Annotated in this window: 21 protein-coding genes and 1 other RNA gene; 11 read left to right on the top strand and 11 right to left on the bottom strand. The window is 65.9% G+C overall.

The genetic code is table 11. The features are described from left to right. Positions 1-93: 93 nt before the first annotated feature. The 3 genes from AC1PLA_RS19750 (at position 94) to AC1PLA_RS19740 (ending at position 1661) form a co-directional block, all read left to right on the top strand. Entirely contained in the window at positions 94-576 is a 483-nt protein-coding gene (locus AC1PLA_RS19750; RefSeq protein WP_104575944.1) for a flavodoxin, read from the top strand. Next, positions 548-874, top strand: coding sequence for a thioredoxin family protein (locus AC1PLA_RS19745; protein ID WP_104560576.1), 327 nt, complete (start codon positions 548-550; stop codon positions 872-874). The genes AC1PLA_RS19750 and AC1PLA_RS19745 overlap by 29 nt, the downstream gene beginning before the upstream one ends. 379 nt (positions 875-1253) lie before the next feature. Continuing rightward, complete coding sequence (locus AC1PLA_RS19740) at positions 1254-1661, top strand: acyl-CoA thioesterase (RefSeq protein ID WP_104555676.1); 408 nt, start codon at positions 1254-1256, stop codon at positions 1659-1661. A gap of 6 nt (positions 1662-1667) precedes the next feature. On the opposite strand, the gene AC1PLA_RS19735 is transcribed toward AC1PLA_RS19740, so the two are convergent. The 4 genes from AC1PLA_RS19735 to AC1PLA_RS19720 form a co-directional block, all read right to left on the bottom strand. Then, positions 1668-2183 carry a hypothetical protein gene (locus AC1PLA_RS19735; RefSeq protein WP_016903647.1) on the bottom strand — a complete coding sequence of 172 codons (516 nt, stop codon included), beginning with the start codon at positions 2181-2183 and terminating at the stop codon, positions 1668-1670. A gap of 380 nt (positions 2184-2563) precedes the next feature. Then, a complete protein-coding gene (panE, locus tag AC1PLA_RS19730; RefSeq protein ID WP_181098573.1) occupies positions 2564-3508 on the bottom strand; it encodes a 2-dehydropantoate 2-reductase in 945 nt (314 codons plus the stop codon). Positions 3509-3513: 5 nt separating this feature from the next. Beyond that, positions 3514-4317, bottom strand: a complete 804-nt coding sequence (locus AC1PLA_RS19725; RefSeq protein ID WP_016903649.1) for an ABC transporter permease — start codon at positions 4315-4317, stop codon at positions 3514-3516. Then, positions 4314-5330 (bottom strand): ABC transporter ATP-binding protein, encoded by a 1017-nt coding sequence (locus AC1PLA_RS19720; RefSeq protein WP_065048950.1) that lies wholly within the window; start codon positions 5328-5330, stop codon positions 4314-4316. The genes AC1PLA_RS19725 and AC1PLA_RS19720 overlap by 4 nt, the downstream gene beginning before the upstream one ends. A 35-nt stretch (positions 5331-5365) precedes the next feature. Here AC1PLA_RS19720 and AC1PLA_RS19715 point away from each other — a divergent pair, with 35 nt between their 5' ends. After that, on the top strand, positions 5366-6193 hold the full coding sequence (locus AC1PLA_RS19715) for a ferredoxin--NADP reductase (RefSeq protein WP_481105196.1): 828 nt from the start codon (positions 5366-5368) through the stop codon (positions 6191-6193). 256 nt (positions 6194-6449) lie between these two features. Here AC1PLA_RS19715 and dmeF read toward each other — a convergent pair whose 3' ends face one another. After that, positions 6450-7445 carry a CDF family Co(II)/Ni(II) efflux transporter DmeF gene (gene dmeF, locus AC1PLA_RS19710; RefSeq protein ID WP_481105195.1) on the bottom strand — a complete coding sequence of 332 codons (996 nt, stop codon included), beginning with the start codon at positions 7443-7445 and terminating at the stop codon, positions 6450-6452. Between the two features lie 65 nt (positions 7446-7510). Here dmeF and AC1PLA_RS19705 point away from each other — a divergent pair, with 65 nt between their 5' ends. After that, entirely contained in the window at positions 7511-7783 is a 273-nt protein-coding gene (locus AC1PLA_RS19705; protein WP_039514053.1) for a metal/formaldehyde-sensitive transcriptional repressor, read from the top strand. Positions 7784-7845: 62 nt separating this feature from the next. Next, a non-coding RNA gene (locus tag AC1PLA_RS19700) (sX9 sRNA) lies at positions 7846-7920 on the top strand. 282 nt (positions 7921-8202) lie between these two features. On the opposite strand, the gene AC1PLA_RS19695 is transcribed toward AC1PLA_RS19700, so the two are convergent. Further along, complete coding sequence (locus AC1PLA_RS19695) at positions 8203-9768, bottom strand: GH39 family glycosyl hydrolase (protein ID WP_481105194.1); 1566 nt, start codon at positions 9766-9768, stop codon at positions 8203-8205. 330 nt (positions 9769-10098) lie between these two features. On the opposite strand from AC1PLA_RS19695, the gene AC1PLA_RS19690 reads away from it, so the two are divergent. The 5 genes from AC1PLA_RS19690 to AC1PLA_RS19670 are packed head-to-tail and all read left to right on the top strand — an operon-like array spanning position 10099 to position 14486. Further along, complete coding sequence (locus tag AC1PLA_RS19690) at positions 10099-10686, top strand: hypothetical protein (RefSeq protein WP_047127769.1); 588 nt, start codon at positions 10099-10101, stop codon at positions 10684-10686. Then, the gene (locus tag AC1PLA_RS19685) at positions 10683-10883 is read left to right on the top strand and encodes a helix-turn-helix transcriptional regulator (RefSeq protein WP_016903655.1); all 201 of its coding nucleotides are present in this window, start codon (positions 10683-10685) and stop codon (positions 10881-10883) included. The genes AC1PLA_RS19690 and AC1PLA_RS19685 overlap by 4 nt, the downstream gene beginning before the upstream one ends. A 60-nt stretch (positions 10884-10943) precedes the next feature. Continuing rightward, positions 10944-12518 carry an alpha/beta hydrolase gene (locus AC1PLA_RS19680; RefSeq protein WP_481105193.1) on the top strand — a complete coding sequence of 525 codons (1575 nt, stop codon included), beginning with the start codon at positions 10944-10946 and terminating at the stop codon, positions 12516-12518. A 31-nt stretch (positions 12519-12549) separates the two neighbouring features. Next, complete coding sequence (locus tag AC1PLA_RS19675; RefSeq protein WP_016903657.1) at positions 12550-13296, top strand: ABC transporter ATP-binding protein; 747 nt, start codon at positions 12550-12552, stop codon at positions 13294-13296. Continuing rightward, the gene (locus AC1PLA_RS19670; RefSeq protein ID WP_047127582.1) at positions 13293-14486 is read left to right on the top strand and encodes an ABC transporter permease; all 1194 of its coding nucleotides are present in this window, start codon (positions 13293-13295) and stop codon (positions 14484-14486) included. The genes AC1PLA_RS19675 and AC1PLA_RS19670 overlap by 4 nt, the downstream gene beginning before the upstream one ends. A gap of 268 nt (positions 14487-14754) precedes the next feature. On the opposite strand, the gene AC1PLA_RS19665 is transcribed toward AC1PLA_RS19670, so the two are convergent. The 5 genes from AC1PLA_RS19665 to AC1PLA_RS19645 all read right to left on the bottom strand — a co-directional run bounded on the left by AC1PLA_RS19665 (position 14755) and on the right by AC1PLA_RS19645 (position 22380). Further along, entirely contained in the window at positions 14755-15774 is a 1020-nt protein-coding gene (locus AC1PLA_RS19665) for an energy transducer TonB (RefSeq protein ID WP_481105192.1), read from the bottom strand. A gap of 132 nt (positions 15775-15906) precedes the next feature. Then, positions 15907-17472, bottom strand: coding sequence for a tryptophan halogenase family protein (locus AC1PLA_RS19660; RefSeq protein ID WP_481105191.1), 1566 nt, complete (start codon positions 17470-17472; stop codon positions 15907-15909). 12 nt (positions 17473-17484) lie between these two features. Continuing rightward, a complete protein-coding gene (locus AC1PLA_RS19655) occupies positions 17485-18498 on the bottom strand; it encodes a cupin-like domain-containing protein (RefSeq protein ID WP_481105190.1) in 1014 nt (337 codons plus the stop codon). Next, positions 18488-19189: a SapC family protein gene (locus AC1PLA_RS19650; RefSeq protein WP_181109061.1), complete on the bottom strand. Its 702-nt coding sequence runs from the start codon at positions 19187-19189 to the stop codon at positions 18488-18490. The genes AC1PLA_RS19655 and AC1PLA_RS19650 overlap by 11 nt, the downstream gene beginning before the upstream one ends. A gap of 176 nt (positions 19190-19365) precedes the next feature. Then, a complete protein-coding gene (locus AC1PLA_RS19645; protein WP_166773740.1) occupies positions 19366-22380 on the bottom strand; it encodes a TonB-dependent receptor in 3015 nt (1004 codons plus the stop codon). Between the last annotated feature and the right edge of the window lie 67 nt (positions 22381-22447).

Below are 22447 nucleotides of genomic sequence, written 5' to 3'. Positions count from 1 at the left end.
GCCTAGATAGGGAATTTGCGCGGTGGCTCCACGCGCAGTCTTTTCTAAGCTCTCGTGCCTTAACGTTCTAAGAAATCACAATCAGCCTGTCCCTTGCGCATCCTCCTTGCCCACACTTCGCTTAGCGGCAACACGCGCGATGTCGCGCGTGCGATCCGCGCGCGCTGCGAAAAGTTGGGCCATGCGGTAACCTGGATCGATGCCGACATCCAGACGCTTGCCCAGGCCTGCCCCGCCGGCGCCGTGCACGATCTCTACATCCTCGGTAGCTGGAGCATCAACGCCGGGCGTACGCCACCGGAGATGAAGCGCTTCATCGAAGAGCTCGTGAATGCGGTCGGCAAGCCGGAACGGCTAGCGGTGTTCGGCACCGGCGAGACGCAGTGGGGCGAGGAGAATTACTGCGGCGCGGCGCGGCGCATCGCCGCGTTCTTCGGTACGTGCTATCCGCGGCTGGAGATCGAACAGATGCCCCACGGCGAACGCGACGCCACCAAGATCCAACGCTGGACCGACCACATTCTTGCCTGTACAGAGACATCCCCCCATGCAAACTCTCCACGCCTCAACCCCTGATGACTACGTCGCCGCCCTGGCCGCGCATCCGCGCCTGCTGGTCGACTATTACAAGGACAATTGCCCGGGGTGCAAGATGCTCGACATGTCGCTGACCAAGTTCGCCGCGAGCGAGGACGCCGCGGGCGTCGCACTACTCAAGGTGAAGCTGGAAGTGGTTGGCGAGGAGTTTTTCCGCAGCCTGGGCCTGCGGCAGACGCCGACGTTGGCGTTGTTCAAGAACGGCAGCGAGGTGGCGCGCCTGCCCGGCTTCCAGTCGCCGGCGCAGGTGGAAACCGCGGTCAAGACCAGCCTCTGAGCCACCGTGGCGCGCAGCCGCATGCGCACCTGCGGTTGCCCGTCATCGCATCGAGGCGATGGCTGCCCGCCGCCTTACCCAGTGATGGCGACGCAATCTTGATGCTCCCGTAGGAGCGGCCCCGGCCGCGACCGCCGTCCCGACAAACCCCATCGCGCGCGCGGCGGTACACGACAGCCACGCCGAATACCGGCCGCCGGCCAACCCGCCCGCGGCAACCGTGCGCAAGCGCAACGTAGCGCCCGCGTTGGCAAGATGGCTGTCCATCACCACTGCGCTACGTTCCGGCGTACGCCGCTGCGGCTGACCGCCTATCCTGTGGGTGCCAGGCTGCTGCAATCGCCCTGGCGCGCAGCGACCCCTTTCCCTGGAAACCCCCATGTCAGACAGCCTGCAGACCCAGCCACCGATCGAAGTCCGCATGGCCGAGATCGTGTTCCCGAACCACACCAACCACATGGGCACGCTGTTCGGTGGGCAGGCGCTGGCATGGATGGACAAGGCCGCCTTCCTGGCCGCCTCGCGCTATGCGCGCCGTGCGGTGGTGACCGCGCGCTCGGACCAGGTGGATTTCAAGCTGCCGATCCGCCAGGGCCAGATGGTGGAAACCATCGCACGGGTGGTGTCGGTGGGGCGCAGTTCGATCAAGGTGGAAGTGGAACTGATCGCCGAAGACCTGCTCAGCGGCGCACGCGAGCTGTGCACCCGCGGCCACTTCGTGATGATCGCACTCGGCGACGACGGCAAGCCGACCACGGTGCCGCCGCTGCCAGCGGTCAGCAGCTGACGGCGCTTATTCCTCGACCTCGCGGTCCTCGCGCTTGGTTTCCGCCATCGCCTCGGGCTCCAGCTCTTCGGCGCTGCGATTGAGTTTGACGAATACGCCCCAGGCGATCAGCAACAGCGCCGCGCACAGGCCCACCGCCGCCGCATACGGCAGCTTGGCCGGGTCGTCGTGCATCAGCTCGAAGATCGACACCAGCGTTTCGATCGCCAGCGCAATCACGATCACCACGAAGAACCGCGACAGGTAGCGGCGTACGCGCGTCGGGCCGCTGACCTTGACGTCGCGCAGGATCTCTTCCTCGAAGATGGTCTGGCCCAGCTCCAGCGTCACCAGCGCCACGGTGAGCAGGCCGATCGCCTCCAGCACCACGTTGAAGCGGTCGCGCACCACCATGTCGCCGCCCGGGGTAAAGCCATGCCACAGCTCCAGCCCGGCCATCGCCACCAGACCCGCCGCGCACAGCACAAAAAATGCCAGGATCACGAAGTGACCGGCACGGAACAGGTGGCTGAGCAGTTTCATCGGCGGCGACACGGGCGAGGGGATGCAGAGCATCGTGCGCACCGCGTCGTGATGGCGCGAAGGCAATGGCAATGCCCATGTCGGCGGTGGCGCGTTGCGGCGATGTCGCCTTGCAGTGGTCATGCGTTGGCACTGCAACGCATGCGCCTGATCGAAGCAGGCATCAGGAGTCAGCTTCTTTCCGAAGACCGCTTCAACGATCAGCGCCGAAAGGGCGCCAATCAGCCGCGACAAGGGTGGAGGTGCCAGAGAGGCGGACGGCGCTACACAAAAAGCCGTCCGCTCCAGGTCGCAGCCCTTCCCCCGCCGGGGAAGGTGCCCGCAGGGCGGATGGGGGTACCGTCTACACGCACCCCTGCCGCACCCGCACCCCAACACCCTCAGCTATGCCGCAACACCTGATACGCCTGCAGATGCACATTGGCCGCCATCAGCAGCGGCGCATTGCGCCCTGTCTCGCGCACGCGCCTGAGCATGTCGCCGACGATCTGCGCCGCTTCCACGTCCTGGCCGGCTTCCAGATCGCGCAGCATCGAGGCCTTCAGCGGCGAATCCACCTGCAACAAGGTCTGCAGCGCCTTGGCCCGCGCAGCTTCCGGAATCGGCTGCCCGGCCGCATCGGCGGCCCACAGGCATTCGTTGTACAGGCCGTTGATCAACGCACGGCCGTCGTCGGTGGCGACGATCGCCCCGACCGGTGCACGCATCAGGCAGGTGGCAGCGGCCAGCGCGGTGAGGAAGCTGTACTTGATCCACTGCTCCTGAGCGATCTGCTCGCTGGCCACATGATCGATGCCGGCTTGCGCGCAGGCCGCCGCAAGCGCCTGCACGCATGCCGATGCGGCGCGGCCATCGCGTTCGCCGAAGGTCATTGCCGCCGGCTTGCCCAGGTGCAGGATCTCACCGTGCTCGCCCTTGGTCGCGCTGATGAAGCACAGCCCGCCCAGCACGCGTGCGGCACCGAAACGCTCGTCCAGCGCCGCGTAATGGCGCAGGCCGTTGAGGATCGGCAGCAACGTCGTGTGCTCGCCCACCGCCGGCGCAATCGCCTCGATCGCGCTATCCAGGTCGTAGGCCTTGCAGCTGAGGATCACCAGATCGAACGGCCGCTGCGCCACCAGGGCCGGCAAGTCCTGCGCGGTGACATGCGCCACCGGCAGATCCGCATCGCCCAAGGGACTGCGGATACGCAAGCCATCGGCCTGCAGCTGCGCGGCCCGTGCACCGCGCACCAGAAAGGTCACATCGACACCGGCCTGCGCCAGGCGTCCACCGAAATAACCGCCGGTGCCGCCGGCACCGAGGATGAGGATACGCATCGCCATCGTCATCAGCTCCGCAAACCCACGCCACGGCGCAGCAGCCACAGCGCCAGCGCGCTGAGGACCGCGACAAAGCCCAGCATCAGCGCGTAGGCGACCCAGATCGGCACGTCCGAGCTGCCGAGCAGGCCGTAGCGGAACGCGTTGACCATGTAGAAGATCGGGTTGGCGTGGGTGGCCGCTTCGGCCCATGGCGGCAGCAGCTTCACCGAGTAGAACACGCCGCCCAGGTAGGTCAGCGGGGTCAGGATGAAGGTCGGCACGATCGCCACGTCGTCGAACTTCTTGGCGTACACCGCGTTGACGAAGCCGGCCAGCGAGAAGATGGTCGCGCCCAGCAGCACCGTGGTCAGCGTGACCAGCGGATGCGGGATGCGCACCGGGGTGAAGAACATCGCGATGATCAGCACCAGCGCGCCGACCATCACCCCGCGCAGCACCGCGCCGGAGACGTAGCCCCACAGGATCACCCAGTTGGGCATCGGGCTGACCAGCAGCTCTTCCACATGCCGGCCGAACTTGGCGCCGAAGAAGCTGGAGGAGATGTTGCCGTAGCTGTTCTGGATCACGCTCATCATCACCAGGCCGGGCACGATGAACTGCATGTACGAGTAGCCACCCATGTCGCCGACGCGCGAGCCGATCAGCCCGCCGAAGATCAAGAAGTACAGCGTCATGGTGATGGCCGGCGGCACCAGGGTCTGACCCCAGATGCGCAGGATGCGCTGCACTTCGCGGCGCACGATGGTGCCCAGCGCAATCCAGTTGCGGCGCGCGTTGGTGGGTTCGGTCACGGTGCGGATCTCGTTCATGGCTGGCCTCCGCTGCGCGGCTGCGCGGGCGGTGTGCCGTTGGGGGCGACAGGCGTGGGGGCGGTGGCCGGTACCGGGGTGTCACCGGTCAGGCGCACGAACAGCTCTTCCAGCCGGTTGCTCTTGGTGCGCATCGAGCGCACCCGGATGCCGGCGCTGCCGAGCGTGGCGAACACGCGGTTGAGGTCCATCGCGCGCGGCATGTCCAGGTCCAGCGTGTGGCCATCGATGGCGGTGAGCGTGGTGCCTTCGATCACCGGCAATTCGGCCGGCAGGTCGCCGTCGATATCGAACAGGAAGCCTTCCACGTCAAGCTTGGCCAGCAGTTCGCGCATCGGCCCCTGGGTGACGATCTGGCCGTGGTTGATGATGGCCAGGTTGCGGCACAGGTGCTCGGCTTCTTCCAGGTAATGCGTGGTCAGGATGATGGTGGTGCCGGCGGCGTTGATCTCCTTGAGCACGCGCCACATGTCGCGGCGAATCTCGATGTCCACGCCGGCGGTGGGCTCGTCCAGGATCAGCAGCCGCGGCTGGGTCATCATGGCGCGGGCGATCATCAGCCGGCGCTTCATGCCGCCGGACAGCGTGCGGCTCATCACCTGGGCCTTTTCCCACAGGTGCGAGCGGCGCAGCTCCGCTTCGGCCAGGCGCTCGGCCTCGGCGCGCGGCATGCCGTAGAAACCGGCGTAGTTGACCAGGATGTCGAAGGGTTTTTCGAACAGGTTGAAGTTGACCTCCTGCGGGACCAGGCCGATCAGGCGCATTGCATCGCTGCGTTGGCCAACCAGGTCGGTGCCGAACACCTCCACCTGGCCGGCGGACAGGTTCACCAGCGAGCTGATGATGCCGATCAGGGTGGATTTGCCGGCGCCGTTGGGGCCGAGCAGGGCGAAGAAATCGCCTGGCGCCACGTCCAGCGAGACGCCCTTGAGCGCCTGGGTGCCGTTGTCGTAGGTCTTGCGCAGATCGCACACACGCAGCGCGGGTGCGGTGATCGGAGATGGAGAATTCAAGATGTTCCTTCGCGTCAGCGTGACGGCGCAGCGAGTTGCAGGCCGTTATTATAGAAGCCCGCGGGGGCAAGCCCCGATCACAGACTGTCCCAAATACGTTCGTGCCCGTTCAATTCCCCCTCAAGCTTGTCGACCGGCGCATGATTGCGCCCACCGTGGCCCACTGCCAGTTCCTGCGTGACGACGGGCAGCCGCTGGATTTCCAGCCCGGGCAGTTCATCCAGATCCATTTCGATGCCGCCGACGGCACGCCGACCAAGCGCAGCTATTCGCTAGCGACCATCCACGACCATGCGCTCGGACCGGGCGAGGCGGTGGATATCGCGGTGAGCTTCGTGCCCGGCGGCTCGGCCACCGCGCTGTTCGAAGGCCTGCAGATCGGTGACCAGTTGCAGGCCAGCGGGCCCTACGGGCGCTTCTGCCTGCCGCCGGGCGACCACAACCGGCGTTATGTGCTGATCGCCACCGGTACCGGCGTCACCCCGTACCGGTCGATGCTGCCGTTGCTGGCCGAGGCGATCGCCACCCGCGGTGTGCAGGTGCTGCTGCTGCAGGGCGCACGCACGCCGGCCGAGCTGTTGTACGGCGATGACTTCCGCGCATTTGCCGATGCACATCCGTCGTTCCGCTACGTGCCGTGCTTCTCGCGCGAGCTGCCCGAGCAGCCGCATGCCGATGTGCGGCACGGTTACGTGCAGCAGCAGCTAGCCGAATGCGCGCCCGATGCGCAAGGCGATATTGCCTACCTGTGCGGCAACCCGGATATGGTGGACAGCTGCATCGAGGCCCTGAAGGCAGCCGGCCTGCCAAACGCGCAGATCCGCCGCGAGAAATACGTCAGCCCGGCTCCGGCAAAAACCTGAGCCAGTCGCACGGTGCCGGGCTGGCTTGCTTGGCACCCGCCGATCGCGGTGCGCGGGTCCCGATGTGTTCAAGGCCCCTCGACAGCATCGCGATGCTGTCCCGGTCATCCCTCCCGCCCACTGTGCGCTGCTGCAGCCGCATCCTGTGCTCCGGCGCGTGGTGCAACTGGAGCCACTGTTGCTCGGGCTGGCATTCTTGCTGACCGCTTCCGCGCTCACTACTGCAGGGCGCCGAATGCAGCGCGCCGCCGAATCGTCAGGCCGCAGCCCGCGCCGCTGGCGGCCGCTGCAACTCGACGGTGATGTGCACCAGTTCTTCGTGGATCTGCAAGGCGGCGCGGACCAGGTCCGCATCGATGTCGGCCGCAGTGACCAGACTGACGATGCAGGCATAACGATCGCTACCCACGCGCCAGACATGCAGGTCGCCGATGTCGATGGCATGCGGCAGCTCGGCGATGACCTGCTTCACTTCTTCCACCACCGGTGCATCCATCTCCGCATCCAGCAGCACGCGGCCGGTACTGCGCAGCAGTCCCCATGCCCACACGGTGACCAGCACCGCGCCGACGATGCCCATGATCGGATCCAGCCAGGTCACGCCCCAGTACATGCCGGCAAGCAGCGCGACGATCGCCAGGACCGAGGTCGCCGCATCGGCCACCACGTGCAGATACGCGGCACGCAGATTGAGATCGGCATGAGCATCATGATGACCATGACCATGACCATGACCATGACCATGACCATGACCGTCATGCGCGTGGTCGTGGTGATGGCCATGCGCATGGCCATGCGAGTCGCGCAACCACCAGGCGCAGATCAGGTTGACCAGCAGGCCGATGACGGCAATGACGGTGGCTTCCTGGTACTGGATGGGCTTGGGCGAGAACAGCCGTTCCAGCGACTGGAACGCCATCAGGCCGGCCACGCCCAACAGCAGGATCGCGCTTGTGTAGCCCCCGAGCACTTCGACCTTCCAGGTGCCGAAGCTGAAACGCAGGTCGTTGGCATTGCGCCGCGCGAAGCGGTAGGCGAACAGCGCCAGCCCCAGCGCCAGCGCGTGCGAGCTCATATGCCAGCCATCGGCGAGCAGGGCCATGGAATTGAGCGTCCAGCCGCCGACGATCTCCACCACCATCATGACCACGGTCAGGATGACGGCCTTGCGGGTGCTGCGCTCGGCAAGCGGGTTGGCGCTGGCGAATGTGTGCGACTGCGCGCAGTGCGGCGCGGCGTGCGTGATCGACATCGGAAGGGGCTCTGGCTACGATACCCCCCTATGGTATCTCAGATACCCCCAGGGGGTATACGGTAATGGCACATCTGAATCAGGACAAATCCAAACTGCTCGCCCGCGTGCGCAGGATCCGTGGGCAAGTAGAGGGGCTGGAGAAAGCCCTGGCGCAGGACGTGGACTGCACCGCGTTGCTGACGCAGGTGGCGGCGTTTCGTGGCGCGGCGCAGGGCTTGATGGTCGAGCTGCTCAGCGAGCACTTGAAGCATCACGTCGCGGCACCGGAGGCGCTGGGCGAGCGCGAACTGGCGGTCGACGACATCACTGCCATTCTCAAGACCTATCTCAAGTAAGAGCGGCCATCAAAACGACTGCTCTCACCGTCAGGTGGGCGCGGCCGGTGCTTGGAATGGTCATGTACCACCCGTGCACTGCGGTTGCTCCGCGATGTCTGCACCCGCTGGTCACTGCGCGTTACGTTTTGTTTGCCGCTTCAAGTCCTGCACATCGGGTCGATGCGATCACGCCGATTCGCTTTTCACCTTGTGCGCTGCGCGGACTGAGCGATGGCCCAGCGCGCTGGACCTTGATGATGTCGTGCCTTTAGTGTCCTGCGGCGATGCGCGCGACAGGCCGCAACGCATGCATGACGCACCCGACGTCGCGAACGATGCACGGTCGGGACGTCGCGCCGAACTGCGCGCATCGCTGCGCGCACGCAATCCACACCCAACGCCTCGCCTGATTGCAGGCGCAATGGCATGCCGGGCGCTCAGCGCGCCGACGGCTCCAGCGTCATCAGCACCACATCGTTGCTGCGCATCGGCACGCGGATCTCCACCACGCCATCGGCGCCGACGCGCACGCGCCGGTCCTGCTCGGGCGTGTCGCGCGTGGCCTGCTGCAACTGCGCCAGCTGCCGCGGCGCCAGGTCCTTGGGCATGCCCATGTCGATGTACAGCGACAGCGGATCGTTGCGCCGGTAGCCGGTCTTGCGCACCTGCAGCCGGTAGTTGCCGGCCGGCACGTGCGCCAGGCGGAATACCAGCGCTGCGCTGTCGGTGCTCGGCACCTGTTTGGTATAGAACGGGGTATTGCTCACCGCCTGCACCGGCTGCTGCCAATCCCAGGCCAGCGCGGCGATGCGCTGGCCATCCACCGCCGCAAATGCGTGCGCATCGCGCAGCGGAATATCGCGGCCCTTGAGCGCGTTCAAGTATTTGTAGGCAAACCACGCCGGCTTACGGATGCCCTCGCGATTCATCAGCCCGAAGCCGCCGTGGAAGGGCGTGGGCGGCGGGCCGGGTTCTTCGAACAGATCGGTGTAGGTCCAGTAACTCATGCCCTGCACCAGGCCTTGCACCTGCTTGAGCTTGGTCAGGATGTAGGGCGCGTTGATGTAGCTGTCGTGGACGAAATCGCGCGGCGTGTAGCTGCTGCTCCACTCGGTGAAATACAGCGGCAGATCCGGAAACGGCGAGGCCTGGATCTGTGCACGCACGCGGCGCACATCGCCGACGATGGCATTCGGCGATGCCGACAGCTTGACGTCCTGCTTGCCGTCCTCATCGAGAAAGCCGCCGTCCACGCCATAGGTATGCGTGGTGACGAAATCGATCGGCAGTTTGTGCTTGGCAGCGAAGGCCAGCAGCTCCGGCACCCAGTCCGCCCCGGCGGTGGAGGGGCCACCGACGCGCAGCTGCGGATCGATCGCCTTGATCGTGCGCGCGGTATTCGCATACAGGTCGAAGTAGGCCTGCTGGTCGGCGTTTTCCCAGAAGTCCTTGAGGTTGGGCTCGTTCCACACCTCGAAGTACCACTGCCGCACCTCGTCGGCACCGTAACGCGCACGGATGTGGCGCACGTACGCATCGATCAGCTGCGTCCACTTGGCCGGGTCCGGATGCGAGGTGTTGCCCTTCCAGTAGAAGAGCGTCTGCTCGGATGTCTTCATCGCGCCGGGTGTAAAGCCCAACTCCACGAATGGACGGATGCGCTTGGCCAGCAGCGCATCGTAGAGCTGGTCCAGTTTGGTCCAGTCGTAGACGAGCGTGCCGTCGACGTCTTTCACCGTGCCGAGCACGTCATGGAACACGTCGTGGAAGCGGATATAGCGAAACCCCAGCTCCTGCACCGCCGGAACCAGTTGCGCCTGGCTGTCGCTGCGGATCAAGGTGCCGGGAAAGTCCGAGCCGATCGACAGGTCGTAGAACCGGTCGACCGGCCCGGCGGCGCTGGCCAGATCCAGCTCGATCGTGCGAGGTGCGGCGGCCTGCGCCATGGCAGAGCTCGCCATGCAGCCGCTCAGTGCAATTGCCAACCAGATCTTCAGACGCATCACCGCTCCCGCCAATGTTCGATCGCGGAGCGTAACCCAGCTCCGGCCCGGTGCTGCGGAGCCGGAGTGCTTGCGTCTTCCTGCTGCCAGCGTTGCGTGGCGATGGGCAGGGATTACACGCGGTCGAGTGTGTAAAGGGTGCTTGACAGCCGGCCGTGCCAGGCGCATCGTGCCTGTCAAGTTGACTTGACAGGCGAAGGGAATGCGTCAGCAGCATCGGCAATGGGAGTGCACACCGGCATGGTTGGCGCAGCGGCCGCTGCGCGGCGATGCCGGGATGGGGAACACTGGCCTGCCAGTGCGCCCATCGGCGCGCGCGAGGCCACGCATATGAGCCGCTGCAAACGCAATGCGCTGCTGGCGCTCGGTCTGGGAGCCGGCCTGCTCGCCGTCAGCGCGCTCGGTCGCTGGCAGCTGCTGCCGATGAGTGCCCACCTTGCCGGGCTCTGTGCCGGCATGGGCGTGTCCTGCCTGGTGCTGTCGCTGCTGCTCTTGCTGTCGCGCGGCAGCCTGCGCGACAGCACACGGCCGGCATTGGCGCGGCGCTATCACCGCGAATTCGGTGTGCCGATGGGCTTGTATGTGGTGGTGATGCTGTTCTGGAGATACTTGCTTGCGCATGTGGATCCGAGCTGGGCGCGCGTGCTGATCGCCTTGTTGCCGGCCGTGCTGGTCGCTCTGGTGATCCGTGCGGTGGCGCGCTACGTGCGCGATTCGGACGAGATGCAGCGGCGCATCGAACTGGAGTCGATCGCCATTGCCGCCGGCCTGGTCAGCGGCGCGTATATGACCGGCGGGTTCCTGCAGGCTGCCGAGCTGATCGACATCCCCGCGACGGTGGCGATGCTGTGGGTATTTCCGATGTTGTGCGCCATCTACGGCGTCACCAAAAGCATCAATGCCCGACGGTTCGAATGAATAGCCGGGTGCGCGAATTGCGCGAGGCCAGCGGCTGGTCGCAAGGCGAGTTGGGCGAACGCCTGGGGGTATCGCGGCAGACCATCAATGCGCTGGAGACCGGCAAGTACGATCCCAGTCTGCCGTTGGCATTTCGCATCGCGCGTCTGTTCGGGGAATCGATCGAGCACGTTTTTCTTTACGAAGACGGGCAGTAGCCGCACCGGTCACGCCCGACCGGATGCGGCGTCAGGGGACAGGAACTATCAGGAGAGATGGTGAACATGGTGAAGCAACCCACACTGGTGGCGGCGCTGCTGATCGCATTGCTGGCAACCGGATGCCAGCCTGCGGACCAGCCGGCTAAAAACACGGCTGCCACGACCAAGACGGGCGCAGCCACGCCCGGCCTCGCGCAGCCGCAGGCCAAGCCGCAGACCGGCACCGCCGCAGGCAATCGTTACGGCACGCTGCAATTTGCACCGTGCACGCTGAGTTCCGGCAGCGCGGCCGGCAATATCGAGGCGCAATGCGCCAGCCTGCGCGTGCCGGAAAACCCGGCCGCGCCGACCGGGCGCAGCATCGACCTGAAGATCGCCTGGCTGGAAAGCGATGCCGGCGCCGGCAGCACGCCGGATCCGGTGTTCTTCATTGCCGGCGGGCCGGGGCAATCGGCGACCGAGGTTGCCGCCATCGCCGCGGCTGCATTGCGCGAAGTGCGTAAAAAGCGCGACATCTTTCTGGTCGATCAGCGCGGCACCGGGGGATCGCACCCACTGCGGTGCGAGACTGCCGATGGCAAGCCGTTGCAGACCGGCATGGCGTCCAGTCCGGAAGAATTGATGGCCCATGCCAGGCAGTGTGCCGAAGGCCTGCGAGGCCGTGCCGACCCGCGGTACTACACCACCGCCGAAGCCATCGGCGATCTGGATGCAGTCAGAGCCGCCCTGGGCGTGCCACGTATCGACCTGGTCGGTGTGTCGTACGGTACGCGCGTGGCGCAGCACTATGCCAAACGCTATCCCGCACAGACGCGGGCCATCGTGCTTGATGGCGTTGCGCCCAGCGATCTGGTGATCAGTGGTGAGTTTGCACGCACCTTCGAGGATGCACTGATCCTGCAGTCCGAGCAGTGCCGTGCCATCGCCGCGTGTCGCGCGCGCTTTCCCACCGATGTGCGCACGCAACTGCGCACCGTCATGGAGCGGTTGAAGACCGAATCACCGGAGGTGGAGTATCGCGATCTGCGCACCAACGCCATCAAGCGCGATCGGGTGACCGCCGATGCGGTGATAGGCCTGGCGTTTACGTTCTCCTACGCACCGCAGAGCGCTGCCCTGCTGCCGCTGGTGCTGGATGAAGCCGCCGCGGGTCGCTACGCGTCGCTGATGGCGTTGTCGCACATGGACATGCAGATCAACCAGCCCATGCAATGGTCGGTGGTGTGCGCTGAAGATGCGGATCGCTATCGCCCGGCGCCCGAACACCAGGCGCTGCTGCTGGGCGAGGATGTCCCACGCAGCGTCTTTGCCGCATGCCCTGTGTGGCCCACCGGCAAACGTGCCGCCGACTTCACCGCGCCACTGCGCTCGCAGGTTCCGGCCTTGCTGTTGTCCGGTCAGCTGGACCCGGTCACGCCGCCACGCTATGCCGACACCGTGCTCAAGGGACTGCCCAATGGGCGGCATCTGGTTGCGCCCGGCCAGGGACACAGCGTCATGGCGCTGGGCTGCATCCCCAAACTGATGGCGCAGTTCATGGAAACCACCAACGCCGGTGGGCTGGACGCGCAGTGCGTTGCCGATCTCAACAACGTGCCCGCGTTTACCTCGTTCAACGGATGGGAACCATGAGCCGCACCGACCACGCCACGGAGGCGCATGCATGATCGTCGTCGACAACCTGCACAAATCGTTCAAGACCAAGACCGGCCTGGTGAAGGCGGTGGATGGGGTCAGTTTCAGTGCTGCCGACGGCCAGATCACCGGCCTGCTCGGCCCCAACGGTGCCGGCAAGACCACCACCTTGCGCATGCTCTACACGCTGATGTCGCCCGACCAGGGCAGCGTCATGGTGGACGGTGTGGATGCCGCCCGCGACCCGGTGACGGTGCGCCGCGCGCTGGGCGTGTTACCGGATGCGCGCGGCGTCTACAAGCGGCTGACCGCGCGCGAGAACATCGCCTACTTCGGTGAGCTGCATGGCCTGTCGCGTGCTCAGATCGCCGAGCGCACGCGCCTGCTGTCGGCCGCGCTGGACATGGACGACATTCTCGACCGTCAGACCGAAGGCTTCAGCCAGGGCCAGCGCACCAAGACCGCAATTGCACGCGCGCTGGTGCACGACCCGCGCAACGTCATCCTCGACGAGCCCACCAACGGGCTGGATGTGATGACCACGCGCGCCATGCGTGGCTTCCTGCAGCAACTGCGGGCCGAGGGGCGTTGCGTGATCTTTTCCAGCCACATCATGCAGGAGGTGGCGGCGCTGTGCGATCGCATCGTCATCGTCGCCAAGGGCACGGTGGTGGCCTGCGGCAGCGCCGACGAACTGCGCGCCAGCACCGGCGAAGACAATCTGGAAGACGCCTTCGTCAAGGCGATCGGCTCGGACGAGGGACTGCACGCATGAGCACCACATCGTTGTTGTCCACGCTATGGACGGTGCTGCGCAAGGAATTGCGCGACATCGGCCGCGATCGCCGCACGCTCGCACTGGCCTTGCTGCTGTCGCCATTACTGTATCCGGTGCTGATCCTGGGCATGGGCGCATTGAGCGAAAGCCGCGTGCGTACGCAGATCGACAAGCCGTTGGAGATCCCCATGCTCGGCCGCGAGAACGCGCCCAATCTGGTGCGGTTCCTGGCCGCGCAGGGACTCAATGCGGTCGATGCGCCGGCCGATCTGACTGCCGCAATCCGCAATCAGGATGTGGATGTGGCACTGCGCATCAGCGACAGCTACGCCGACGATTGGCGCGCCGGGCGCCCGGCCCTGGTGGAGGTCATCAAGGACAGCACGCGGCGCGAGGCCGACGTGCCCAGCCTGCGCCTGCAGGCCGCACTCGGCAGCTATAGCCAGCAGGTGGGTGCACTGCGCCTGCTGGCGCGCGGCATCGATGCGCAAGTGGGCAGGCCGCTGGAAATCGCCGCGCAGGATCTGGCCACCGCCGACGCCAAGCGCGGGCAGATGATGGCGATGCTGCTGCCGGTGCTGCTGGTGATCACCTCGTTCCTGGGTGGCGCCTCGCTGATCCTGGATGCCACCGCCGGCGAGCGCGAACGCCAGTCGCTGGAACCCTTGCTGGCCACCCCGGCGCCGCGCAGTGCGATCGTCAGCGGCAAGATCGCCGCTGCCTGCGTGATCGGCATGGTGTCGCTGTTGCTGACCCTGCTGGCCTTCAAGTTGAGTGCGCAGCTGTCCACCTCGAACCTGGGCCGCCAGCTCAACGTCGGCTTCGTGCCGATGCTGCAGATGCTGTTCATCCTGGTGCCGATGCTGTTCATCGGCACCTCGCTGCTGACCTATCTGGCCGCTGCCGCCAAGAGCATGAAGGAAGCGCAGGCGCATATGACCTGGCTGTTGCTGCTGCCGATGCTGCCGGGCTATGCGCTGATGGCGTATCCGTTGAAGACGCAGCTATGGCATTTCGCGGTGCCGTTTCTGGCGCAGAACCAGATGCTGCTCAAGGTGATCCGCCACGAGCAGATCAACGCGCAGACCTGGGCGGTGTATCTGCTGGCGGGCTTCGGTGTGGCCGCGGTGCTGTGGTACGCGGCGGTGCGGCGCTATCACCAGGAGCGGCTGGCGATTTCCGGCTGATGTTCCTTCTCCCCTCGGGAGAAGGTGCCCACGGCGGATGAGGGTACGGATCACCAGTAAAACAAAAAGCCCGCATCGCTGCGGGCTTTTTGTTTGGTACCCGACATTCGCCGGGAGTGCAGTGTATCGATCATCGGCAGCCATTAGCCATTAGCCATTAGCCGGCAATCAACAAACGATCGACCAATCAAGCGATCAAGCGATCAACCAACCAACGGACTCACTCACTCAACCGCATGCAGCGCGACTCGATCGCCCAACGCACCACTCAACCGCCCGGGTTGAACGACAGCGTGCGCCGCGTGGTCACCGGTGCGGCCACCGGTTCGAAGCGCCAGCGCTTGACCGCATTGAGCGCTTCGCGGTCGAACACGCGCGGCGGGGTGGCACGCAGCACGCGCGAGGCGGTGATCGAGCCGTCGGTGCCGACGGTGATCTCCACCAGCACTTCGCCGGAGGTGCCGGCGCGCAGCGCCTCGGGGGGATAACGCGGTGCCGGGGTGCTGATCGGGCGCAGCGACTGCGCGGCCGGTGCAGCTGCGGCAGTCGCCGGGGCCGGGCGCGGGGCGGCCGGAGTTGGAGCCGGCGTCGGGGTCTCGGCCTGACGGCGCGCGGCGGCCTGGCGTTCGGCCTCTGCGCTCTGCTGGCGGGCGGCTTCCTGTTGCGCGGCGATCTGCTGCGCAGCGGCCGCCTCGCGGGTCTGCTGCTCGGCCAGACGCTTCTGCTCGGCGGCCTGCTTGGCCTTGTCTTCGACCAGCTTCTTGGCCTGCTCGGCATCCTGCTCGGAGCGGCTGGCGGCGGTCTTCATGCCGGCTTCCAGGCCACTCTTCAGCCGCGGCAGTGCCGGTGCCTTGGGGTCGACCTTTTCGATCAACGCGATCAGGCGCTGCGCTTCGGGGAATTCTTCGCGGCTGATGCCCTGTTCGGCGGCGATCAGCGTGTACGGCAGCAGGTCGGTCAGCGCGCTGTTGACGGTCGCGTCCTGCGGCTGCTTTTCACGCAAGGCCAGGTAGTACTCCACCGCGTTGTCGCCGGCCGGGGCGTACATGCGATTGTCCTGCAAGGCCTTGGTGGCCGATGCGCGCAACTGGTCGGCGGCCATCGATTGCACCTGCGGCGACACTGCCGTGGCCGGCGTCGGCGCGGCGGCCGGTGCCGCAGGCGTGGCGCCGGTGGCAGGCGCGGTGGCGGCGGCCTTGTCGTCCTGCTTGGAGCAGGCGGCCAGGCCGACCAACAAAATGACCGGCGCGATCCGGCGTGCCATACGGCCCTGTGTCAGATCCAACATGCGTCCCCCTTACCCCGATTGCGAAAGATGCTGCGGCGAGGCCGGCCATTGTTCCCGCAATGGACGGCAAAGCGGCAATCTAGCATTGCTGGGGCGGTCTAAGCCAAGGGGGGCGCCTGCCGGGCGCGAAATTCATCGCGCTCCGGTGGCCAGTGCGGCGTCGGCCGGCAGCTGCGTGGCCGGCTCGGGTAGCGGCGGCGCAGGGCAGTAGCGGCGCAGGAAGTCCGCATGCGCAGGTAGCCGGACCAACGCGGCATCGACCCGCGTGCGGATGGTTTCCAGGAAATGACGAAGCTCGGCATCGCCCATCAGATCGGCCACCGGGTGGTGCTGCTTTGGCGTGATGCCCTGGCCCAGCATCACCTGCACCCAGGAATTTTCTGCAAACAGCTCGTTGGCCTGGTGGAACACCCGCCCGCTCTGGCGGAACAACTCCACCCGGTGCCGCAGCGTGTCGGGGATGTCCATCGCCGCGCAATCGCGCCAGAACGGCGTGTCACGGCGGTCGGTGGCATGGTAGTGCAGGATCACGAAATCGCGGATATGGGTGATTTCGGCGGCGGCCTGGCGGTTGTACTCGGCAATGTCGACATCGTTGATGACCTGCGGAAAGGTCTGCATCAGCCGGATGATGCCGCGCTGGATCAGATGGATGTTGGTCGATTCCAACGGCTCCAGGAAGCCGCTGGCCAGGCCCAGCGCCACGCAGTTCTTTTCCCACACCCGATGCCGCTGATTGGGCGTGAAGCGCAGTGCGCGCGGCTGGGTCAGTGCGCGGCCGCTGAGATTGCGCTGCAGTACCTGCGCGGCGCTGTCCTGATCCATGTAGCGGCTGGAGTACACGATGCCGTTACCGACCCGGTGCTGCAGAGGTATGCGCCACATCCAGCCCGCCTGATCGGCACGCGAGCGGGTGTAGGGCACCGGCGCGCCGACCGATTCGGTCTGCACCGCCAGCGCGCTGTCGGCGAACAGCCACTGCGACCAGTCGTCGGTGCCCACGCCCAGCGTCTTGCCGATCAGCAGGCCGGCAAAGCCAGTGCAGTCGAGGAACAGATCGCCTTCCACCCGCGTGCCGTTGTCCAGCGTCAGCGCGGTGAGATAGCCGCTATGCGCGTGGGTCTCCACGTTGCCGATGCGGCCTTCGATGCGCTGCACGCCGAAGCCTTCGCTGAAGCGGCGCAGGAAGCGCGCGTACAGGCCGGCATCCAGGTGATAGGCGTAATTCATGCCGCCATTGGGCAGGTGTGCAAAGCGGCCTTCCTGCGCGGCACGCAGTTCCAGGCAGTAGTCGCCGAAGTCGCGCGCCAGGCCACGCTGCCGGCCCTTCAACCAGAAATGCTGGAAGCCCGCGCTCCAGTGATCGGTGCCGGTGTGGCCGAAGGAGTGGATGTAATGCCGGTCCACATCGCGCCAGTGTTCGAAGCCGATGCCCAGCTTGATGGTGGCCTGCGTGGCGGCCATGAACGCGGCTTCGTCGATCTCCAGCAGGCGGTGGAAGGTGACCAGGCTGGGGATGGTGGCTTCGCCCACGCCGACCGTGCCGATCTCGTCCGATTCCACCAGTACGATCTGCAGGTGCTTGCCCAGCACTTTGGATAACGCAGCGGCGGCCATCCAGCCGGCGGTGCCGCCACCGGCGATGACGACGCGGCGCACCGGGCGCTGTTGTGGGTCGGAAGGGGCGGTGTCGGTCATGGCGTCAGATCCTCAGCGATTCAGGCGTTGCAGCAACTGCGCGCGCAGGCTGCGGGCACGGGCCTCGTCCATCGGCGCCAGGACGCCGCGCGCAGACTCCGGCATGTGTGCGGCGGTGTCCGCATCGGCATCGAACACGTAATGGTCGAACACGTCCTGCCAGATCGCGCGTTGTTCGGCTGGCAGGTCGCGGAGGGTGAGCAGCGCCAGCATCAGCGCGTTCATCGGCGAATCCATGTAGGCCGGGCTCTGCCGCCACCAGAAATTCATCAGCACGTTGAACGGCATCAGCGCTTCGACGTGATGCCACCACATGCTGGGAATGAACAATGCATCGCCCGGTTCCAGCTCGGCCACCAGCGCGTGTTCCAGCGCCTGCGCATAGCGTGGAAAGCGCTGCAGGTCCGGCGCGGCGATATCCACCAGGCTGACCGGCTGCCCGGCCGGGGTGAGATCGAGCGGGCCGATATACAGATTGGCCAGTTGCTGTGGCGGAAACAGGGTGAAGCGGCGGCGCCCGGCGACCACGCAGGCCAGGTTGTCGGGCAGGTCCTGGTGGGCGGCGATGCGGGTGCGGTTGCCGATCCAGATGCTGGCCAGCGGCTCGCGCTGCGGCAGCGCGATCGGGTTATGCGCGCGCAGGCCGGGCAGGTAGGTGTCCAGCGTGGTGGAGCCGACGTAGATCGCCGGTGGCTGCGGGTTGTGCAGATCGCGCAGCAAGGTCTCCAGCACCACGCCCAGCGGCACGCGCTCGGGGCGGAAATTGAAGCCGCTCATGTCCGCGTTGTAGAAGAAGCGCCCGCCGATGTCCGGCGGGCCGACCTGCGCCACCACCGCCTCGCCGCGATCGAAACCGCGCAGGTAGGCGGCCGCCGCCTGCGCAGAGGTCGCGCCGGCCTGCGCCAGTGGCCAGTCGCGCACCAGCTCGCGCAACACCAACGGCGTGGTGGAGCGCAGCAGGGCCGGGTCCAGCTGCTGCGGGTCCAGCCCGTGCAGTTCTTCGATGGCGCGCGGCTCAGCCAGCATGACGGCGCTGCATGCGGTCGAGCAGATGGCGAAACTGCGCGATTGAGGCCACCGCCATGTACAGCGGCTCCAGATCGCCATGCCGGTGCAGGTCGAGCAAGGCCGCATCGTCGAGTGCGCGCAGGCGTTCCTCGTGCACCGCGTAGAGCCCGGTCAGACGGCATTCCAGGCCGTTCTGCAGCGTGGCCTCGAACACGAACGGTTCCAGCAAGTCGTAGCCAAGCAAGCGGTCGACGAACGCCTGGCTCGCGGCCAGGCCATCGTGCAAGGTGCGCAACACCTGGCTGATGTGGTCGAGGAATTCAGTGGTACCGCCGTGTTCGCGAAACAGCACCTCGCCTTCGCTGCGGCTGATGCGCGGGCTGTCCAGGTCCACGTGCACCATCGGCCCGTCCGGCTGTTCGCCGATCAAAAACGGTTGGCGCTGGATCGCCAGCGGCACATACGGCGCATCCCAGCGCGCACCGTCCAGGAACAGGTTCTCGCCCAGGCGTAATCCCAGCAATGCCAGCGGCTGAAAACTGCGCTCGCCGCTGCGATGGAACACGATCGGGTATTGCGCCTGCAGTTGGCGGAACTCCTGTGGAAAGGTCGCAGCCGACATCACGTCGTCGCCGTAGGCGGCGCCGTGCGTGGTGATCACGCGCAGGTCGCGGTGATCGAGGTTGTTCAACAACACGGCATTGGTCATGGGGGGGAAGACACATCACGCGGGGCGCGTGGCCCATGCTTGGACAGTTGCTTCGGCATGGCAAGTCCCGGATGCGACACATCGGGAAACGCCACGAGAGCGCCGTGCGAAACGCCCCGGCAGACTCGCTGCCGGGAGCGCTTAAAAGAACATCACTGCATGACCAACGCGCTGCATCACCAGAACTTGTAACGCACGCCCAGCATGTAGCGCGGGCCGGTCTGGGTGGCGTAGATGATCTGGTTCGGGTGACGGCCGTGCTGGCGCTGCACCTCGTCGGTGAGGTTGATCGCCTCCAGGCTCAGCGACAGGTTCTCGGTCCACTGGTAACCGATGCTCAGGTCCAGCTGACCATAGGCTTCGGTGTAGACCGGGTTGGGCTGGCCGCTGCCGTCGAAACGTGCGGCCAGGAACTCGTCGCGCCAGTTGTAGGCCGCACGCACCTGCCACTTGTCCCGATCGTAGAAGCCGACCACGTTGGCCGAATCGCTCAGCCCTTCCAGCGCGAACTGCTCGCCGATCACGTAGTTGTTGTAGGTCAGACCGGAGTCGACCATGGTGTAGTTGGCCGACACGCCGAAGCCGCTGTCGCCGAACATGTGCTGCAGGTTGAATTCCCAACCGTCCAGCGAGGCCGAACGCTGGTTGGCCGGCGCGGTGATGGCGAAATTGGCCACCGGATCGCCCGGCTGCCCGCTGATCACACCGGTGGCGTTGCCGTTGGAATCATCCTGCCCGCGCACCACACCGGGCGCACCGCCGCGGTTGCGGAAGATGTAGTTGCGGATGCAGGTCAGGTCGGCCGAGGCACAGCCGTTGCCCAGCGCTTCGTTCCAGTACGCACCACCCACCGGCGTGTTCAATCCCAGCGAGGAGTCGTTGCGCGTGGTCACGCCGATGTAGTTGTCGATGTTCTTGCGGAAGAAGCCCACCGAGGCGTAGCTGGCATCGCTGTAGTACCACTCCAGCGAGAAATCGATGTTGTGCGAGAGCAGCGGCTTGAGGCCGGGATTGCCTTCCTGGCCGGTGCCGCCTTCCAGGCGCGCGATCTGGTTGAGCGTCTGCCCGCCCTGGATGTCGCCCCAGCCGGGCCGGCCGATGGTTTCGCCGTAGCTGCCGCGCAGCACCAGATCCTCGGTGAGCTTGAAGCTCAGGTCCAGGCTGGGCAGCCAGTATTCGTATTTGCCGCTGCCGCTGGCGAACGCCGAGTCGGCCAGGCGGATCGGCAACTCGTTGTTGGCGACCCAGTCGATGCCCACCGCCACCGGCACCAGTGCCTGCGCGTCCACCTTGGTTTCTTCGTAACGCACACCGGCGGCCAGGCTGATCGGCACGCGCAGATCGTCCCAGCTGTTGTTCCACTGCAGGTAGGCGTTCTTAGATTTTTCGGTGACGCGGCGGTCGGTGGTGAACACCGGCGAGGTGCGGTACAGCGCATCGTCGCCGGCCACCTGCGCGGCCGCCTGGCGGGCACGTTCGAAGTCGAACAGGAACAGCTGGTTGAACTGCGCCGGATTGCCGCTGCCGTCGATCGCATCGAAGTACTGCGCAAACGAACTGGGGATCCACAGATCGTCCGGATAATCGGCCGCGGTGCCGGCACCGCCCCAGGTGTCGCGCTGCACGTTGGAGAATGCCGAGCGGTTCTTGACCTCGGTGCTGCCGATGCCGAACTTCAACTGCGAATAATTTTCGAAGGTGAAGTCGCCGTTGACCTGGGCCTGGTCGATCTCCGACTTCATGTAGCTATTGCGGAACGCCGAGCCGGTGACCAAGGTGCGCGACGGATCCAGCCCGGTCAGGCCGAAGCCCAGCTGCTGCTGCAGCACCGGGAAATCCTTGCTGAAATCCACAACCGAGGTGCCGCGGTAAAAGCCGGACACGCCCAGCGAGTTGCTGGAACCGAACGGGCTGTCCGCACCGGCTTCGGCGGTGGAGCGGTGGATGTCGAAGTTGAGCTTGAACTGGTCGTTCACCGCCCAATCCACGTTGAAACCCAGCGACTTGTTCTGGTTGCGGGTGGCCGCATTGGAGCCGGCGGTGGCCAGATCGCTGGTGGCCGGATTGACGATTTCCGAATAGCTCACCGGCCCGGCGACCGGGCCATTGGTCCAGGCGCTGGCCGACGGCCCATAGTTGAACCACACCGACATCTCGTTGCGCTGCTGCTGGATCTTGTTTTCCGAATAGGTGTAATCCAGCGTCGTGGTGACGTTGTCCAGCGGCTTGTACTGCAGCGTCAACTGGCCGTTGGTGCGCTGGCGCTCGACGCCGACCACGCGGTAGTTGAGGTTCTGCGGCACCGAATAGATGTCATTCGGGCCGGGGCGGTTGACGATGTTCTCTGAGCCCGGCGCGCCCGGTTGCGGAATGGTGCCGTAGGCGGTGGAATCGCCGCGGAACGAACGCCAGCCGTTGGGCACGCCGACCTGGCTGTAGCCGAAGTCACGTTCCTGGTAGCTGCCGCTCAGCGATACACCGAAGCGTCCATCGGCCGAGGTGTTGCTGAAAATGCCGGAGATTTCCGGGGTCAGCGAATCGCCCTGCAGGCGTCCGGGCAGATTCTCGTTGGAGCTGTCGTGTACGCCCTTGAGGCCGACGTTGGCGTGCAGGCCCGGGTTGTCCAGCGGCCGGCTGGTCTTGATGTTGATGGTCGCACCGATGCCGCCAGTGGGCGTGCTGGCGCGGCTGGTCTTGAACACCTCGATGCCGGAGATCGACTCCGACGCCAGGTTGGCGAAGTCGAACGCGCGTGAGTTGGAGGCGTTGGATTCCTCGATGCTGGCGCCCGGCATCTGCCGGCCGTTCAACAGCACCAGGTTGAAGTCCGGGCCGACGCCGCGCACGGTGACGCGCGAGCCTTCGCCCAGCGAACGGTCGATCGACACGCCGCTGATACGTTGCAGCGATTCGGCCAGATTGGTATCGGGGAACTTGCCGATGTCTTCGGCCACGATGCCGTCGACGATGCCTTGCGCATCGCGCTTGACGTTCATCGACGAGGTCAGGCTGCCGCGGATGCCGGTGACCTGCACCGCATCGAGCGTGGCGGGGTCGGCTTGGCTCGCGCCGGGGACGGTGGATGCGGACTGCGGTGCCGGCGCGGTCTGCGCGGCCAGCGGCGTCGACAGGGCAAACAGCAGGGCAGACGTCAGACGCCGCGTGCGCGGCAGGGTGCGTGGCTCTCTCACGATGATTTCTTCCCCAAGTGAAGATAAGCCGGCCCCAGGCGGGACAGGCGAAGGTCGATGAAACAAT

It is taken from the genome of Xanthomonas sp. NCPPB 1826 (assembly GCF_056725285.1).
The sequence above is the reverse complement of the archived record's forward strand: the minus strand, read 5'-3'. Positions and strand labels throughout refer to the sequence as shown.

Coding starts and splice junctions, on each gene's coding strand:
- AC1PLA_RS19745 (WP_104560576.1), top strand. CDS start 548: ATGCAAACTCTCCACGCCTCAACCCCTGATGACTACGTCGCCGCCCTG.
- AC1PLA_RS19740 (WP_104555676.1), top strand. CDS start 1,254: ATGTCAGACAGCCTGCAGACCCAGCCACCGATCGAAGTCCGCATGGCC.
- AC1PLA_RS19735 (WP_016903647.1), bottom strand. CDS start 2,183: ATGAAACTGCTCAGCCACCTGTTCCGTGCCGGTCACTTCGTGATCCTG.
- panE (WP_181098573.1), bottom strand. CDS start 3,508: ATGGCGATGCGTATCCTCATCCTCGGTGCCGGCGGCACCGGCGGTTAT.
- AC1PLA_RS19725 (WP_016903649.1), bottom strand. CDS start 4,317: ATGAACGAGATCCGCACCGTGACCGAACCCACCAACGCGCGCCGCAAC.
- dmeF (WP_481105195.1), bottom strand. CDS start 7,445: ATGTCGATCACGCACGCCGCGCCGCACTGCGCGCAGTCGCACACATTC.
- AC1PLA_RS19705 (WP_039514053.1), top strand. CDS start 7,511: ATGGCACATCTGAATCAGGACAAATCCAAACTGCTCGCCCGCGTGCGC.
- AC1PLA_RS19695 (WP_481105194.1), bottom strand. CDS start 9,768: ATGCGTCTGAAGATCTGGTTGGCAATTGCACTGAGCGGCTGCATGGCG.
- AC1PLA_RS19690 (WP_047127769.1), top strand. CDS start 10,099: ATGAGCCGCTGCAAACGCAATGCGCTGCTGGCGCTCGGTCTGGGAGCC.
- AC1PLA_RS19685 (WP_016903655.1), top strand. CDS start 10,683: ATGAATAGCCGGGTGCGCGAATTGCGCGAGGCCAGCGGCTGGTCGCAA.
- AC1PLA_RS19675 (WP_016903657.1), top strand. CDS start 12,550: ATGATCGTCGTCGACAACCTGCACAAATCGTTCAAGACCAAGACCGGC.
- AC1PLA_RS19670 (WP_047127582.1), top strand. CDS start 13,293: ATGAGCACCACATCGTTGTTGTCCACGCTATGGACGGTGCTGCGCAAG.
- AC1PLA_RS19665 (WP_481105192.1), bottom strand. CDS start 15,774: ATGTTGGATCTGACACAGGGCCGTATGGCACGCCGGATCGCGCCGGTC.
- AC1PLA_RS19660 (WP_481105191.1), bottom strand. CDS start 17,472: ATGACCGACACCGCCCCTTCCGACCCACAACAGCGCCCGGTGCGCCGC.
- AC1PLA_RS19655 (WP_481105190.1), bottom strand. CDS start 18,498: ATGCTGGCTGAGCCGCGCGCCATCGAAGAACTGCACGGGCTGGACCCG.
- AC1PLA_RS19650 (WP_181109061.1), bottom strand. CDS start 19,189: ATGACCAATGCCGTGTTGTTGAACAACCTCGATCACCGCGACCTGCGC.